Genomic DNA, 14,047 nt, shown 5'->3' with positions numbered 1-14,047 from the left:
TATCCACCGAAATCCACAGGTTATCCACCGTGCAGCGTCCACACGCATCCACAACGGCGTAATCCACGGTGGAAAGCAACGTTGTGGATAACTTCGGACGCACGTTGTCCACAGCGCACAATCGTTGCAAAATCAACGATTACGCGACTTATCCACGGGATATATCCACTGTTGTCCACCAGTTATCAACTGGTTATCCCCAAGTTATCCACACTCTTTTCCACATTTGTGGAAAACTACATATGTGTGATTACCCACCGAATCACCCACATATAGGGAATACGGGAATCACCGATAGACAATCACCGCTCACCACATCACCGCACTCACCACATCACCGCACTCACCACATCGGCGCGCACAGCAGCATGACCGCGACCAGAAGCACGACCATCGCACCGCCGTAGAGCCACATGCGCTGGGTGAAGGAGCGACGCCGCAGCGCCGGAATACCGGCGACGAGCAGCCAGGTGAGCACGCCGCCGACCACGAACCCGCCGACGTGCGCCTGCCATGCGATGCCGCCGACCACGAACGGCAGCAGGAAGTTGACCGCCATCCAGATCATCATCGAACGGATGTCCTCACCGACGCGACGGTATACGACCAACACGGCCGCGAACAAACCGAACAACGCACCGGACGCGCCATAGGCGGCGGTCATCCAGTCGCCGGTCACGCGCGACCAGACGAGCATGCCGACGGCGCCGCCGAACCCGGAGATCAGATAGAGCGCGAGGAAGCGCCAATGGCCCATCAGCCGTTCGAGCATCGGGCCGACGGACCAGAGCGCGATCATGTTGAACAGGATGTGCATGAGGTTCGGCGCATGCAGGAACATCGACGTGAGAATCGTCCACGGCTTGGCGAGCATCGTCAGCGGCATCACCATGCCCGCGCCGACGAACGTCTGGAACGCGGCAGGCGCGACGAGACGCAACAGCATCTCGACCGCCCACACGGCCACGCACAGGCCGATGATCGACCACGTGACGACGGGCCCGCCGTTCCTCCACTCGTACTGGATCTGCCGTTTCGTCGGGAAGCTCATACGCATGCTGCCATCGTAGCGGGCGGGGAGAATCCCGGTGTCGTTCCACCCAATCCACACATAAGCACGCCTATGATGGGTTGCAGGGTTGGCTTGGACGGACAGGCCGACGAGAATGGGAAAGGAGCCGTCATGGAGAACAAGTCTTCGAACGGTTGGAAGTTCTTTGCGCTGCTGTTCGGTGCGTTGCTCGCAGGTCTGGTCGGCCTGTACATCTACAAGCAGCAGAACCCGGATTACGATCCGTGGGAGGAACCGTGGGAGAACAGCTCCTCTCCGGTCGATCTGGGCCTGAACAAGGGCAAGGACAAGGACGAGGAGGCCGATGAGGCTCCCGCCGAGGACGCTCCGGAAGCCGCTGCCGAGGCCTGAGTTCTTTTTCTTCGAGCGGGCGCGTGCGGCCGTGACGCGCGCCTGTGAACCACGTGAGCAACATGAAAGCCCCGCAACCTGACGAAGGTTGCGGGGCTTTCATGTTCATTGGCTTGAGCCGGCCAGCTGGCCCCTTCGGATGAGGGGGCTGTCCGCGCAAGCGGACTGGGGGCGACGACGGAACCACGTTGCGTTCGGCGCTGTCTACCCCTCAGTCCGCCTGCGGCGGCCAGCTCCCCTGCAAGGGGAGCCAAGGAAAAGGTCAGGCGAGGGGGCCGGTCTTCCAGATGCGCTCCAAGTAATCCTCGATGGAGCGGTCCGAGCTGAAGAAGCCGGAGTTCGCGACGTTGAGGATGGCCTTGCGGTTCCAGTCGAGCTGGTGGGTGTACAGCTCCTCGATCTGGGCCTGGATGTTGGCGTAGGAGGAGAAGTCCGCGAGCGTCATGAACCAGTCCTTGGTCAGCCAGTCGGAGACGAGCGGCGCGTAGGCGTTGCGGTCGCCCTCGGAGAAGGTGCCGCCGGCGACGAGGTCGATGGCCTGCTTGAGTCGCGGATCGGCCTCGTAGTACTTGGCCGGATCGTAACCGGACGCGTAGAGGGACTCGACCTCCTCGACGTTCATGCCGAAGAGGAAGAAGTTCTCGGCGCCGACGCGTTCGCGGATCTCGACGTTCGCGCCGTCGAGGGTGCCGACGGTGAGCGCGCCGTTGAGGGCGAACTTCATGTTGCCGGTGCCGGAGGCCTCCTTGCCGGCCTGGGAGATCTGCTCGTCGAGCTCGGTGGCCGGGATGAGGTTCTGGGCCATCTCGATGTTGTAGTTCGGGAGCATGTGGACGGCCAGCTTGCCCTTGACGTCCGGATCGTTGTTGACGACGCGGGAGACGTTGTTGATGAGCTGGATCGTCATCTTGGCCAGGTAGTAGCCCGGGGCGGCCTTGGCGCCGAAGAACACGGTGCGCGGCAGCACGTCGTCGGCGTTGATGGTGCCGTTCTTGATGCCCGCGTAGCGGGAGATGACGGCGAGGATCTTCAGGCTCTGACGCTTGTACTCGTGCAGGCGCTTGACCATCGTGTTGAACATGGTGTTCTCGTCGATGTCGATGCCGTAGTGGTCCTTGGCGAAGCCGACGAAGGAGTGCTTGTTGGCCTGCTTGACGGCGGCGAACTTCTTGACGAACTCGTCGTCCTGGGCGAGCGGGGCGAGGCCCTGCAGCAGCTCGAGGTCGGACAGCCACTTGTCGGTGCCGAGGCCCTCGGTGATGAGGTCGGACAGCGCCGGGTTGGCGAGCTTGATGAAGCGGCGCGGGGTGACGCCGTTGGTCACGTTGGTGAACTTGTCCGGGTAGGCGTCGGAGAAGTTCTTCAGCGTGACGTCCTTGAGCAGCTGGGAGTGCAGCTCGGCCACGCCGTTGACGTGGGAGCCGCCGTAGGTGGCGAGGTAGGCCATGCGCACGGCGTCGCCGGTGTAGATCGCCATGTCGTTGATGGTGTTCTCGGCCACGCCCTTGTCCTTGAGCTCGGCCTTGAACTGGTCGCTGATCTTCTCGATGATCTCGAGGTGGCGCGGCAGCAGCTCGCCGATCAGGCTGGACGGCCAGACCTCGAGGGCCTCCGGCAGCAGCGTGTGGCAGGTGTAGTTGAAGGTCTTCTGCGTGATGGACCACGCGGTGTCCCAGTCGTAGTCGTACTCATCGATGAGGATGCGCATGAGCTCGGGGATGCCGATCACCGGGTGGGTGTCGTTGAGCTGGAACGTGATCTTGTTCGGGAAGGTGGTCAGGTCCGGCTTGGCCTCGCCCGGGTAGAAGACGCGGATCGCGTCGTGCAGGGAGGCGGACACGAAGAAGTACTGCTGCTCGAGGCGCAGCTCCTTGCCGACCTTGGTGGAATCCTCCGGGTAGAGGATCTTGGAGATGTTCTCGGCCTTGACCTTCGGCTCGACGGCCTCCATGTACTCGGAGCGGTTGAAGGCGAGCAGGTCGAACTCGTCGTAGCTGCGGGCGGTCCACAGGCGCAGCGTGTTCACGCGCTGGGACTTGTAGCCGGGCACCAGGTAGTCGACCGGCACGGCGCGCACGGACCAGGCCGGCTTCCACACCTTCTTGCCGTTCTCCTCGACGACCTCGCCGCCGAAGGAGACCTTCTGGTCGCGGTTGTAGTCGATGTGACCCCACGGCTCCTCGTTGGAGAGCCAGTAGTCCGGGGTCTCCACCTGCTTGCCGTTCTCGTCGAACTGCTGCTTGAAGATGCCGTAACGGTACTGGATGCCGTAGCCGAAGGCCGGCACGCCCAGGGAGGCGAGGGAGTCGATGAAGCAGGCGGCGAGACGGCCGAGGCCGCCGTTGCCGAGGCCCGGCTCGTATTCGGCGTCGACGATGTCCTTCGGCTGGAAGCCGAGGGCCTCGACGGCCTCGTCGAACTGGCCGGTCAGGCCGGCGTTGAGCAGCGCGTTCTCCAGCTGCTTGCCCATGAGGAACTCGGCGGACAGGTAGCCGACGGCCTTGGTGTTGCCGTTGACGGTGTCGGCCTGCGTGGTGAACCAGGCGTCCTGCAGATGGTTGCGGACGGCCTTGGCGGCGGCCACGTACACGTCGGCGGCGGTGGCCTGCTCGACGGTGACGCCCTGCGCGTACTTCAGTTGTTCACGAATCTCGTCGGCGAACTGCTCGGCCGTGACAGGAGATTTCGGAGCGGTAATCTCGGTCATAGTATTCTCGTTTTCCTTCCGGGGAGGGACTTCCCTGACCATCATAAGGCGCGCCGCGTGGCTCACCCCCAACACATACATGAACAGTGCGTTACATTCGCACGGCATCGTGCATACGTTTTCATCGGTCAACAATCGTCACTCTACTACGTAGCCCCAACGAGACCGGCGACGCGCGTGTTCGTCGCGACACGTCGTCACGCGCGAGGACGCAGCCCGCGCAATCGTCGCGTCGCATCATCCGCCATCGCCGCTCCCCGCCGCGGCCGCACGGGCGGCGCGGCAGGGGTCGCGGCACAATGGCGGTATGGCAGTGATTCTGGAGAAGGATATGGCGCGCGGACGACGCGCGTTCGACGAGTGGCGCGACGCGGCGACCGCGATGATGCGGGAGGCAGGCGTCGCCGCCGACAATGCGGATGCGCGCGCGGCGGGGGACGCCGCCGCGACGCGCGACGCGAGGCTGGCGATCGCGCCGCGACTGGCGCGGCCCACGATGGCGATGGCCGTGCGCTACTCGCTGTTCCTGCTGGAACGCAAGGCCCCCGGGCCGGGCGTGGAGGTGCGTGTGGCGCCGTGGGGCGCGGTGAAGATCCTCGCCGGGCCGGAATCCGATCCGCATAATCTCACGCCGCCGGACGTAGTCGAACTCGACCCGGACGTGTGGCTGCGCGTCGCGACCGGCGTGACCACGTGGGCGGAGGAAAAGGACGCCGGCCGCATTAGCGCGGTCGGCGAACGGGATGATCTGGGATGGCTGCTGCCGCTGGAGGCGTGAGCTCGGACCCTGCGCTCAGGCCTTCTTGGGCTTGAGCGCGCTGGGGACGGGCATCGGGATCGGCTTGTGCGGAGCCATCGGCTTCGGCGCGGCCGGCTTGGCCGACGTCTTCGGGAATTCACCGCTGGTCGCCTTCGCGGCAGCCTCGGCGGCCCACTTGGCGTACTCGTCGAGGTCGTCCTCGGCGGGGGCGGCGGACTTGCCGGCGGCGTCATCCGCGTCGTGGGCGGAATCACCCGAAGCGACGTCCGCATAGTGGTCATCGTAATGATCGTCGAGATCGGCGAACGGGTCGACCGAACCGGTGCCCGGCTCCTGGCCGCTCAACTCCTTGGCAAGCTCGTCGTAATCGGTGTCGGTTGTCAGATACTTGAGCTTACGGGCAATTTTCTGCTGCTTGGCTTTCTGACGTCCGCGGCCCATGTGACCCCCTGAAAATAATGCTTGCTATCGATTCATCAACTAAGAAGAGTACCACTTGTTTTCCGATGCGGGCTTGTCGGCTCGCGCTTTTACGATAAAAGCGATATTTTGCACGGTTTTGACACAACCCGCGACGGCGACACGCGCCCGATCGGGCTGCCTCCATCAATCAAAGGACGATGAGCATGACGGACGAAACGCAGGCGCAGACCACCGAACCGCAGGTCACGGCGGCCGGCAACGAGATGAGCGCGAGCTTCCTGGCGGCGAAGAAGCGCTCCGACGCGACGCTCGCCAAGCTCGAGGCCGACCCGGGCAAGTTCACGATGCTCACCGGCGACCGCCCGACCGGCCGCCTGCACCTCGGCCACTACTTCGGCTCCATCCGCGAGCGCGTGGCCATGCAGAACAAGGGTGTGCACTCGAACATCATCATCGCCGACTACCAGGTAATCACCGACCGCGACACCACCGAGCACATTCAGGACAACGTCCTCAACCTCGTGCTCGACTACATGGCCGCCGGCATCGACCCGAAGAAGACGATGATCTACGCGCACTCCGCCGTGCCGGCCGAGAACCAGCTGCTGCTGCCGTTCCTCTCCCTCGTCACCGAGGCCGAGCTGCACCGCAACCCGACCGTCAAGTCGGAGATGGAGGCCTCCGGCCACGCGCTGACCGGCCTGCTGCTCACCTACCCGGTACACCAGGCGTGCGACATCCTCTTCTGCAAGGCGAACGTCGTGCCGATCGGCAAGGACAACCTGCCGCACATCGAGATCACGCGCACGATCGCCCGCCGCTTCAACGAGCGCTACGCGAAGAAGCATCCGGTGTTCCCGGAGCCGGCCGCGATCCTGTCCGACGCCCCGGAGATCCCGGGCCTCGACGGCCGCAAGATGAGCAAGTCCTACGGCAACTCGATCATGCTGGGCGCCACCGCGGCCGAGACCGCGAAGCTCATCAAGAAGAGCAAGACCGACGCCGAGCGCACCATCACCTTCGACCCGGTCAACCGCCCGGAGGTCTCCGCGCTGCTCACCACCGCGGGCCTCGTCACCGGCCGCGACCCGAAGGACATCGCCGCCGAGATCGGCTCCGCCGGCGCCGGCGCGCTCAAGGCATACGTCACCGAGTCCGTGAACGAATTCCTCGCCCCGCACCGCGAGCGCCGCGAAGAGCTCGCCAAGGACATGGACTACATCCGCGACGTGCTGCACGACGGCAACAAGCGCGCCAACGAAATCGCCAACGCCACCCTCGACGAGGTGCGCGAGGCAATGGGCATGAAATACTGAGCCGCGGATCGCAGACGCGAACGAGCACAGCAAACGGTATGGGACCCCGCTCCGCGCGGGGTCCCATACTATTCCGAGCCGAGAATGGACGACGACCGGGGCAGGACCACAGTGAGCCGGTGCATGACGAGCGCGCGACGGATGCGTGACGATTGCAGGACGGAAAACGGCCGCCTAGGCGCCTAACCCAGCTACGAGGGGTACATTACGTGGCGACCGGGAGGCTATCTCCGTTTCGAGGGGTATCGCCTTCGCTCGCACCCTTCTATATCGGAGGTTTTTGGGCGTATTCGACGTGGATTGGCACCGGTGCGGCACCCCTCGCAACGAAGATAGGTGTCCGGACGGCCACTGGAGTACCCCTTCGAATGGAGATACGCCGTTACGCCACCGGCAGCACAGGAACGACGGCCGTACGGACTCCGACCGTACGGGTTACGGCTACGCGATGGCATCCAACTCGTCGGCCCCGCCGCCATACGCGACATCGTCGGGCTCGATGGGCATCAGCGGGCGGAATCCCAGACGTTCGTACAGCGGCTTCCGACGCATCGATCTGGCATCGCAGATCTGCATGATGGTTTTGCGCCTCGTCAGACGGATGGTCTTGCCGGTGACCTCCCGCATATGCCTCGCGACCCTTTCGGCAAGCCGCTCCTCATCATCCGCATCCCCGATGTCCAATTTGGTCACCTGCACGTACCTCCATCCGGCGTCCTCGATCAGCTGTCGCCTCGTCATATCGTTGAGCCACTGCCCCGCATGATGTGCTCCCTCATATTCGATGCAGATCTTGAACTCGGGGTAGGCGAGATCGAGATATATCGGACGCCCCTTGATGGATACGGGGTAATTCACCTGAGGAACATCCAGACCATACCGCGGCATCACCAGTCTCGTCCGCGTCTCCATCGAGGAGTCCGTGCCGCTTCTCGCCAACCGCAGCGCACGCCTGCAGTTCGCGTATCCCCGGAACAGACGTCCGCTGCCGCCTTCCTCCGCCATGGCCTGCGCGTATGACCGGGCACCATCCAGATAGGCGATCAGCTCCTCCATCGTCGTCCGGCGGAGACGACGGTCGCGGCGCATCATCGAATCGGCGAGCACGATCAGCTCCTCCAGATCCAGGTAAGCGGCGAACATCGCCCACGTGCAGGCCGGTGATACGCATGGGAAACGCCGGTCGACGAGCACCGTGTCCAACGGGAACCGCCAGACCACCGCGGCGACGCCGTCGACCCGGTATTTCCGATTCGCATGGGGCACGGCGACCATGATGCGCCGTTTGAGTCTTGCGCAGCCAGCCGGCAGCCGCGGCATCTCGATCGATTCGAGCTCCAAGGCGGTCGTCAGCGCGTAGGGCGGCCGCCAGCCGCTGCGCCGCTGCAGCTCGGCGCAATCTCTCATTCTTCGGTACTTCAGTTCGGCCAATGCCGTCAACGCCATCGATTCACTCATCACCGTCACCTTCCCGTTCAACGGATTCCTGACGGCTCCCAGCACGCCGTCGTGCCCGCGGAGCCTCCAGTCTATGCGGCAGCCCCGGTTCCCGATCATTGCCCCGTCCGACCGGTTGACGATCGTGGAGAACCCGGTGGATGACGGGAAGCGATCCGCCCTTGCGATGGTTCATCTCATTGCGTGCCCATGGGTCGGATAGTGGGTGTGCGCGCTCACAATCCGGTGGCATGATGGCGTCATGAGCACATCGCTGAACATCCTCAACGCACGCGTCCCCGGCGGCGACGAGCGCGTGGACCTCGTCGTCCGCGACGGGAAGATCACGGCCGCCGGCCACGCCGTCGCACGGCCGGACACCGACGCGACCATCGACGCATCCGACCTGTGGGTCATCCCGGGACTCGTCGACTGCCACACGCATTTCACGCAATGGTCGAAGACGCTCGGCCGCCTCGACCTCATCGACGCGAAGTCCGCCGCCGAGGCGATGGCGATGCTGCGCGCGCATCTCGACGCTCGCCGCGCGGCCGGCACGCTCGACCCGGACGCGTTCGTGGTGGGCATGCGGTTCCGCCACTCGCTGTGGGCCGACGACGAACAGCCCACGCTCGCCGCGATCGACGCGGCTGCCGGCGAACAGCCGGTGGCGCTGTCGAGCGCGGACATGCACTGCGGATGGGTGAATTCGGCGGCCGCGCGCCGTCTCGGCGTGCACGCGGACGCGAAGACCGGACTCGTCGGCGAGCTCGAATGGTTCGACGCGTACACGAAGTTCGACAAGGCGCCGGGCGCGGCCGAGGAGACCGATCGGCTGCTGCGCGAGGCGGAGAAGGATGCCGCAGGCAAGGGCGTGACCGGAATCCGCGACTACGAGATGGCGGAGAACATCGACACGTGGACCGCGCGCTTCGCCGCCGGCATCGACGGCCTGCGCGTGAAGGCGGGTGTTTATCCGGAGCGTCTGGAGGCCGCGATCCGCGCCGGCTGGCGCACCGGCAAGCCGCTGCCCGGCAGCCGCGGGCTCGGCGAGGTCGGCGCGATGAAGCTCATCTCCGACGGTTCACTCAACACGCGTTCCGCCTACTGTTCCACGCCGTATTCGGGCATCACGCCGGTCACGTACGGCACGCTCAGCTACACGCCGAGCCAGATCGCGCGCTACATGCGACTCGCCACCGAGAACGGCTTCCGCATCGCCTGCCACGCGATCGGCGACGAGGCGAACGCGATCGTGCTCGACGCGGCGGAGCTCACGCACGCACGCGGGTCGATCGAACACGCGCAGATGCTGCGCCGCGAGGACATCCCGCGTCTGGCCGCGCTCGGCCTCGAAGCGAGCGTCCAGCCGCAGCATGCGATGGACGACCGCGACGTGATCGGCCGGTTCTGGGCGAATCCGGCCGGCGTCCCGTACGCGTTCCGCTCGCTGCACGCGGCGGGAACGCGGCTGCGTCTGGGCTCCGATGCGCCGGTAGCGCCGCTCGACCCGTGGATGGCGATTTCGGCGGCCGTGTTCGCGACGGAGAGTTCCGCGCGCGAACCGTTCCAGCCGGAGCAGCGTCTGCCGCTGCGCGTCGCGCTCGCGGCGTCCACTGAGGTCGGTCGCGGGTACCTGCGTTCCGGCGATGATGCGGATTTCGTGCTGTTGGACGCCGATCCGTACGCGATGGAGACGCCGGAAGCGATGCGCGCGATGCGAACCCACGTCGCGATGACGTTCCTCGCCGGACGACGGACGTATTGAGGGAGTTCAGCCTTGCCTCCCTCTGACGAGGGAAGTAGGCACCTGATTTCTTGGCCCCCTCTGACGAGGGGGCTGTCGAACGCAGTGAGACTGGGGGAGAGATAGCCGGAACGTAACGTCGACGATATCTCTCCCCCACCCGGCTACGCCGGGAGCCCCCTCGTCAGAGGGGGCCGAAAGGGCCGAGGCTACTTGCCGGCGACGCAACGACTCGCCTGCGGCGAGGCGATTTCCTGCCGTCGCTCGGCTATCGCCTCTCTCCGGCCGAGTCGGTGGACAGCACACCGTGCTGTCCACTCACCTCTTCGGCCATGGCCTCCATCGGCTCGTCGACGAGGACGGAGCCGGAGGGGAGAGTGCCGGGGAGCGGGTCGTCCATGTAGTGGTCGAACTCATAGAGCATCCGGTCGTTCGGCTTCTCGGCGACGAGCGAGAACACGACGATGCACAGCAGCGAGACGAGGAACGCGGGCAGCAGCTCGTAGATCGCGAACACGCCGCCCAACGGCTTGATGAGATTATGCCAGATGAACACGGTGGCGGTGCCGGAGACCATGCCGGCGACGGCGCCCACCTTGTTCGCGCGGCGCCAGTACAGCGCGCACAGCATGAGCGGGCCGAACGAGGCGCCGAGGCCGGCCCACGCGTAGGAGACGACCTGGAAAATCGAGGAGTTCTGGTCGTAGGCGACGAGGCAGCCGAACAGGAACATGAGGACCAACGTGATGCGCGCGACGATCATCACCTGGCGGTCGGTGGCCTTCTTGTGGAACAGGCCGCGGAAGATGTTCTCACCCATAGCGGAGGCGCCGATGATCATGTACGAAGAGCTGGAGCTCATCGACGCGGCGAAGATGCCGGAGACGACCACGCCGCACACGAAGCTCGGCAGCAGCGTCTGCGCAAGCACGATGAAGATGGTTTCCGCATCGGTGCCGGTGAGCAGGTGCGTCGGCATCATCGCACGGCCGACGAGGCCGATGCACACGGCGCTGGCGAGCGACAGCACGCACCAGGAGGTGGCGATGATACGCGACTTGCGCACCTCCTCGGCGTCACGGATCGACAGGAAGCGCACGAGCACCTGCGGCATGCCGAAGTAGCCGAGACCCCACGCGAGCATCGAGACGATCGTGATGATGCCGTAATCGGTCGGAGCGCCGAACACGGCCTTGCCGGCTTCGACGATCTGCTTACCGGTCTCGGGGTCGAGCGTCGGGGAGGCGACCTGCGTGCCGGAAAGGAAGCCGGGGATCGCGCGCAGGAACGCGACGGTCTCGCCGATGCCGCCAGCGGAGGCGACCGTGCCGACGAACACGACGGCGAGCGCGAAGAACATGAGCAGGCCCTGGATAAAGTCGGTCATCACGACGGACAGGTAGCCGCCGACGATCGTGTACACGAACACGACGAGCGCGCCGAGCACCATCATCAGGTGGTAGTCGAAGCCGAACAGGGCGCTGAACAGTTTGCCGACGGTCACGAAGCAGCTGCCCACGTACACGCAGAAGAAGACGAGGATGATGATCGCGGAGATCGTCGAGATGACGCCCTTCGTGTCGTGGAAGCGCTTGGCGAAGAAGTCGGGGATGGTGATCGCGTCGCCGGCGACGACCGAGTAGCGGCGCAGTCGGCGGGCGACGATCTTCCAGTTGAGGTAGGTGCCGATGGCGAGGCCGAGCGCGGTCCACAGCGGGTCGGCGGCGCCGGTGAAGTAGGCGAGGCCGGGCAGGCCCATGAGCAGCCAGCCGGACATGTCGGAGGCTTCGGCGGAGAGTGCCGTGAGCCACGGCCCGACGCCGCGGCCGCCCGCGAAGTACTCCTTGGAGGAGGAGTTGGACCGCTTGGAGTAGATGAATCCGATGGACAGCATGGCCGCGAAGTAGATGACCATGGCCAGCAGAATCCAGAAATCGTTCGCCACGCTAACCGCCTTATCCGAAATATCCACGACTTCGCACGCCGCGCAGACGCGTGACGCCTGCGCGCGATGGCCGTGGGGTTTCTCTCTCTGGGAATTCCTAGTGCTTTCGCCGACCTTCCCCGAAAGTGCGGACAATCCCACGAATACGTCTCGCATGCTGAGCGAAAACCATAGAAAAGGCCCCCTCTGACGAGGGGGCTGAGCAAAGGAAATCAGATGTCGTAGCGCCAGGACTTGTCGGTGATGACGCGGGCCATCGCCAGGCCGATCGGCAGGCAGATGATCACCATGAACGCCTTGAACGCCCAGTCGAGCGCGGTCAACGTGTCGAACGAGCCGAGGTGGAACATGGCCTGGTACATGTACAGGCCGGGCACCATGATCACGATCGACGGCACGGTCAGGCAGATGCGCGGGTAGCCGAAGTGCGGCGCGAGCCAGCCCTTGCGCACGGACGAACGCCATGCGGTGGCGAGCAGACCGGCGAGGAGGGCGCCGATGAACGCGCCCGCCTCGGCCGGCACGCCCATGTCGACGATCTCGAGGCGCAGCGTGTCGGTGATGGCGCCGATGATCGCGGCGACGAGGCACATGCGCTGCGGCGAGTTGAACATCACGGAGAAGCCCCAGACACCGAGGAACGCGAACACGAATCGCAGTGCGCCGTTCACCCACACGTTGAGGCCGAGCGGCTCGAATCCGGTCGGGTTGAGGTGCACGATCGAGGCGACCATCCAGCCGGCGAGCGTGGCCATCAGCACGATGCACAGGAAGTACGTGAGACGTTGGATACCGGACGGGAAGTCGATCTTCGCCATGTCGAGGCCGCTGGTGATGAGCGGGAATCCGGGGATGACGAACAGCATCGCGCCGATGTACGCGGTGTCGTGCTGCAACGCTATCGGGTCGTACAGTCCGATGAGTCGCAGCGTGCCGGTGCAGACGAGCGCGGCGAGCGCGACGCACACGAACGTGACGAAGAACTGGTTGAGGTGGTGCTTGAACAGGCGTCGGCGCAGCCAGTGGCCGAGTCCGGCGCCGAAGAACGCGCCGATCATGTCGTACAGGCCGCCGCCGAGCAGGAACACGAAGGACGCGCAGGCGATCGCGGAGGCGAGTCCGGCGAACGCGGGCGAGTAGAGCGGCTTGCGGTGTTCGATCATGTCGAGGCGGTGGTGCGCCTGCCGCACGGTGATGCCGTGGCCGCCGTTGCCGTTCGCCGCGGACGCGCCGGAGACGTGGTCGAAGTGCTCGGCGTACTCCTTGGGCGGCTTGCGGTCGGACAGTTTCGGCTTGCGGCGCTGCGCCGGCTTGCCGGCGGCCTCGGTCTCGCGGGACCGGTCGGCCTCGCGCGCCTGCTCGTCGGCGGCGCGCGCGGCGAGCGACTGGGTCATCGCGGACTGCGACCAGTCGTCCTCGTGCACGTTCAGCTGATGGGCGCGCGGGTCGCCGGGATCGCTGTGGCGGCTGGCCTCCTCAAGCGCGTCGAGCACGGCGTCCTGGCCGGGGAGGGAATCGACGCGGTCCTCGCGCTTCTCCTCCTTTTCCTCCTTGCGTAGCTGCTTGGAGAGGTCGGCGGAGACCTGCGAGGCGTCCTTCGCGTCGAGATGCTGCATGAGGCCCTGCGAGACCTCGGGCTGCACGTGGTACATGCTCTCCTCGCCGAGGTTCACGCTGAACCAGTCGGCGAAGTGCTCGAGCAGCCAGATGCGTTCGGTGTTGACGCCGGTGCTCGGCAGGTCGATGACCTCGGTGATGCGGTCCTTGCCGTCGGTGCACGCGGCCTCGATGTCGGTGAGGTTGACGTCGGCGCGCACGTGAACGCCGAGCGGGTAGGCGATGCGGTGCATCATCTCGCGCACGCGGAACGATCCGGTGCCGGCGGACAGGTCGAGCAGGCCGACGCGCACGATCACGCTGGCCTTCGCGGCGATGCCCGCCTCGGCGATGGGCTTGTCCCAGTCGCGTTCGATGTCCTCCATGTCCAATGGGATGGAGTGCGTATGGGAATGTTGGACGGCGATCGCGCCGTGCTCATGGCTGTTTCGGATGTCGGCATGCCCCTGGATCGGGGTCTCGACCGGGGACTCCCCCTGCTGATGTTGGCTCTCACTCACGGTGTCCATTACTACCGCGCGCTCTCCCCGCAATCATCGGAGACCATCTTTTTGCCCACATACCGGACATTTCGGCGTCACGATTCGACAAACGCATGGAATCCACCCACAATCACGCGCGAAAAATGGGATTCGTAACGTGACGTGCGATTACCCGTGGCTACAATGACGA

The 14,047-nt window shown here is 65.1% G+C and carries 10 protein-coding genes; 4 read left to right on the top strand and 6 right to left on the bottom strand.

The genetic code is table 11. The features are described 5' to 3' along the window. Window positions 1-343 precede the first annotated feature (343 nt). Complete coding sequence (locus tag AC1AYX_RS03735) at window positions 344-1,051, bottom strand: rhomboid family intramembrane serine protease (protein WP_476502240.1); 708 nt, start codon at window positions 1,049-1,051, stop codon at window positions 344-346. A 132-nt stretch (window positions 1,052-1,183) separates the two neighbouring features. On the opposite strand from AC1AYX_RS03735, the gene AC1AYX_RS03730 reads away from it, so the two are divergent. Further along, window positions 1,184-1,423 (top strand): hypothetical protein, encoded by a 240-nt coding sequence (locus AC1AYX_RS03730; RefSeq protein ID WP_476502239.1) that lies wholly within the window; start codon window positions 1,184-1,186, stop codon window positions 1,421-1,423. A gap of 262 nt (window positions 1,424-1,685) precedes the next feature. Here AC1AYX_RS03730 and AC1AYX_RS03725 read toward each other — a convergent pair whose 3' ends face one another. Continuing rightward, on the bottom strand, window positions 1,686-4,130 hold the full coding sequence (locus AC1AYX_RS03725) for a glycogen/starch/alpha-glucan phosphorylase (RefSeq protein WP_476502238.1): 2,445 nt from the start codon (window positions 4,128-4,130) through the stop codon (window positions 1,686-1,688). Between the two features lie 307 nt (window positions 4,131-4,437). Here AC1AYX_RS03725 and AC1AYX_RS03720 point away from each other — a divergent pair, with 307 nt between their 5' ends. Then, window positions 4,438-4,908 (top strand): sterol carrier family protein, encoded by a 471-nt coding sequence (locus AC1AYX_RS03720; protein WP_476502237.1) that lies wholly within the window; start codon window positions 4,438-4,440, stop codon window positions 4,906-4,908. 15 nt (window positions 4,909-4,923) lie between these two features. Here AC1AYX_RS03720 and AC1AYX_RS03715 read toward each other — a convergent pair whose 3' ends face one another. Beyond that, window positions 4,924-5,331 (bottom strand): DUF3073 domain-containing protein, encoded by a 408-nt coding sequence (locus AC1AYX_RS03715; protein WP_476502236.1) that lies wholly within the window; start codon window positions 5,329-5,331, stop codon window positions 4,924-4,926. 185 nt (window positions 5,332-5,516) lie between these two features. Between AC1AYX_RS03715 and trpS the strand changes: the two genes are divergently transcribed. After that, window positions 5,517-6,629, top strand: a complete 1,113-nt coding sequence (trpS, locus tag AC1AYX_RS03710) for a tryptophan--tRNA ligase (RefSeq protein WP_476502235.1) — start codon at window positions 5,517-5,519, stop codon at window positions 6,627-6,629. 441 nt (window positions 6,630-7,070) lie between these two features. Here trpS and AC1AYX_RS03705 read toward each other — a convergent pair whose 3' ends face one another. Beyond that, entirely contained in the window at window positions 7,071-8,087 is a 1,017-nt protein-coding gene (locus tag AC1AYX_RS03705) for a hypothetical protein (RefSeq protein ID WP_476502234.1), read from the bottom strand. 241 nt (window positions 8,088-8,328) lie between these two features. Between AC1AYX_RS03705 and AC1AYX_RS03700 the strand changes: the two genes are divergently transcribed. Beyond that, window positions 8,329-9,834 (top strand): amidohydrolase, encoded by a 1,506-nt coding sequence (locus AC1AYX_RS03700; protein WP_476502233.1) that lies wholly within the window; start codon window positions 8,329-8,331, stop codon window positions 9,832-9,834. 247 nt (window positions 9,835-10,081) lie between these two features. On the opposite strand, the gene AC1AYX_RS03695 is transcribed toward AC1AYX_RS03700, so the two are convergent. Continuing rightward, window positions 10,082-11,758: a sodium/proline symporter gene (locus AC1AYX_RS03695; RefSeq protein WP_476502232.1), complete on the bottom strand. Its 1,677-nt coding sequence runs from the start codon at window positions 11,756-11,758 to the stop codon at window positions 10,082-10,084. Between the two features lie 212 nt (window positions 11,759-11,970). Next, window positions 11,971-13,740 carry a threonine/serine exporter family protein gene (locus AC1AYX_RS03690; RefSeq protein WP_476502306.1) on the bottom strand — a complete coding sequence of 590 codons (1,770 nt, stop codon included), beginning with the start codon at window positions 13,738-13,740 and terminating at the stop codon, window positions 11,971-11,973. Window positions 13,741-14,047 lie beyond the last annotated feature (307 nt).

The organism is Bifidobacterium sp. LH_419 (assembly GCF_056356955.1).
The sequence above is the reverse complement of the archived record's forward strand: the minus strand, read 5'-3'. Positions and strand labels throughout refer to the sequence as shown.

Bases quoted from the DNA above. Each gene is read 5' to 3' on its own strand.
- AC1AYX_RS03735 (WP_476502240.1), bottom strand. From the start codon at position 1,051: ATGAGCTTCCCGACGAAACGGCAGATCCAGTACGAGTGGAGGAACGGC.
- AC1AYX_RS03730 (WP_476502239.1), top strand. From the start codon at position 1,184: ATGGAGAACAAGTCTTCGAACGGTTGGAAGTTCTTTGCGCTGCTGTTC.
- AC1AYX_RS03725 (WP_476502238.1), bottom strand. From the start codon at position 4,130: ATGACCGAGATTACCGCTCCGAAATCTCCTGTCACGGCCGAGCAGTTC.
- AC1AYX_RS03720 (WP_476502237.1), top strand. From the start codon at position 4,438: ATGGCAGTGATTCTGGAGAAGGATATGGCGCGCGGACGACGCGCGTTC.
- AC1AYX_RS03715 (WP_476502236.1), bottom strand. From the start codon at position 5,331: ATGGGCCGCGGACGTCAGAAAGCCAAGCAGCAGAAAATTGCCCGTAAG.
- trpS (WP_476502235.1), top strand. From the start codon at position 5,517: ATGACGGACGAAACGCAGGCGCAGACCACCGAACCGCAGGTCACGGCG.
- AC1AYX_RS03705 (WP_476502234.1), bottom strand. From the start codon at position 8,087: ATGAGTGAATCGATGGCGTTGACGGCATTGGCCGAACTGAAGTACCGA.
- AC1AYX_RS03700 (WP_476502233.1), top strand. From the start codon at position 8,329: ATGAGCACATCGCTGAACATCCTCAACGCACGCGTCCCCGGCGGCGAC.
- AC1AYX_RS03690 (WP_476502306.1), bottom strand. From the start codon at position 13,740: ATGGAGGACATCGAACGCGACTGGGACAAGCCCATCGCCGAGGCGGGC.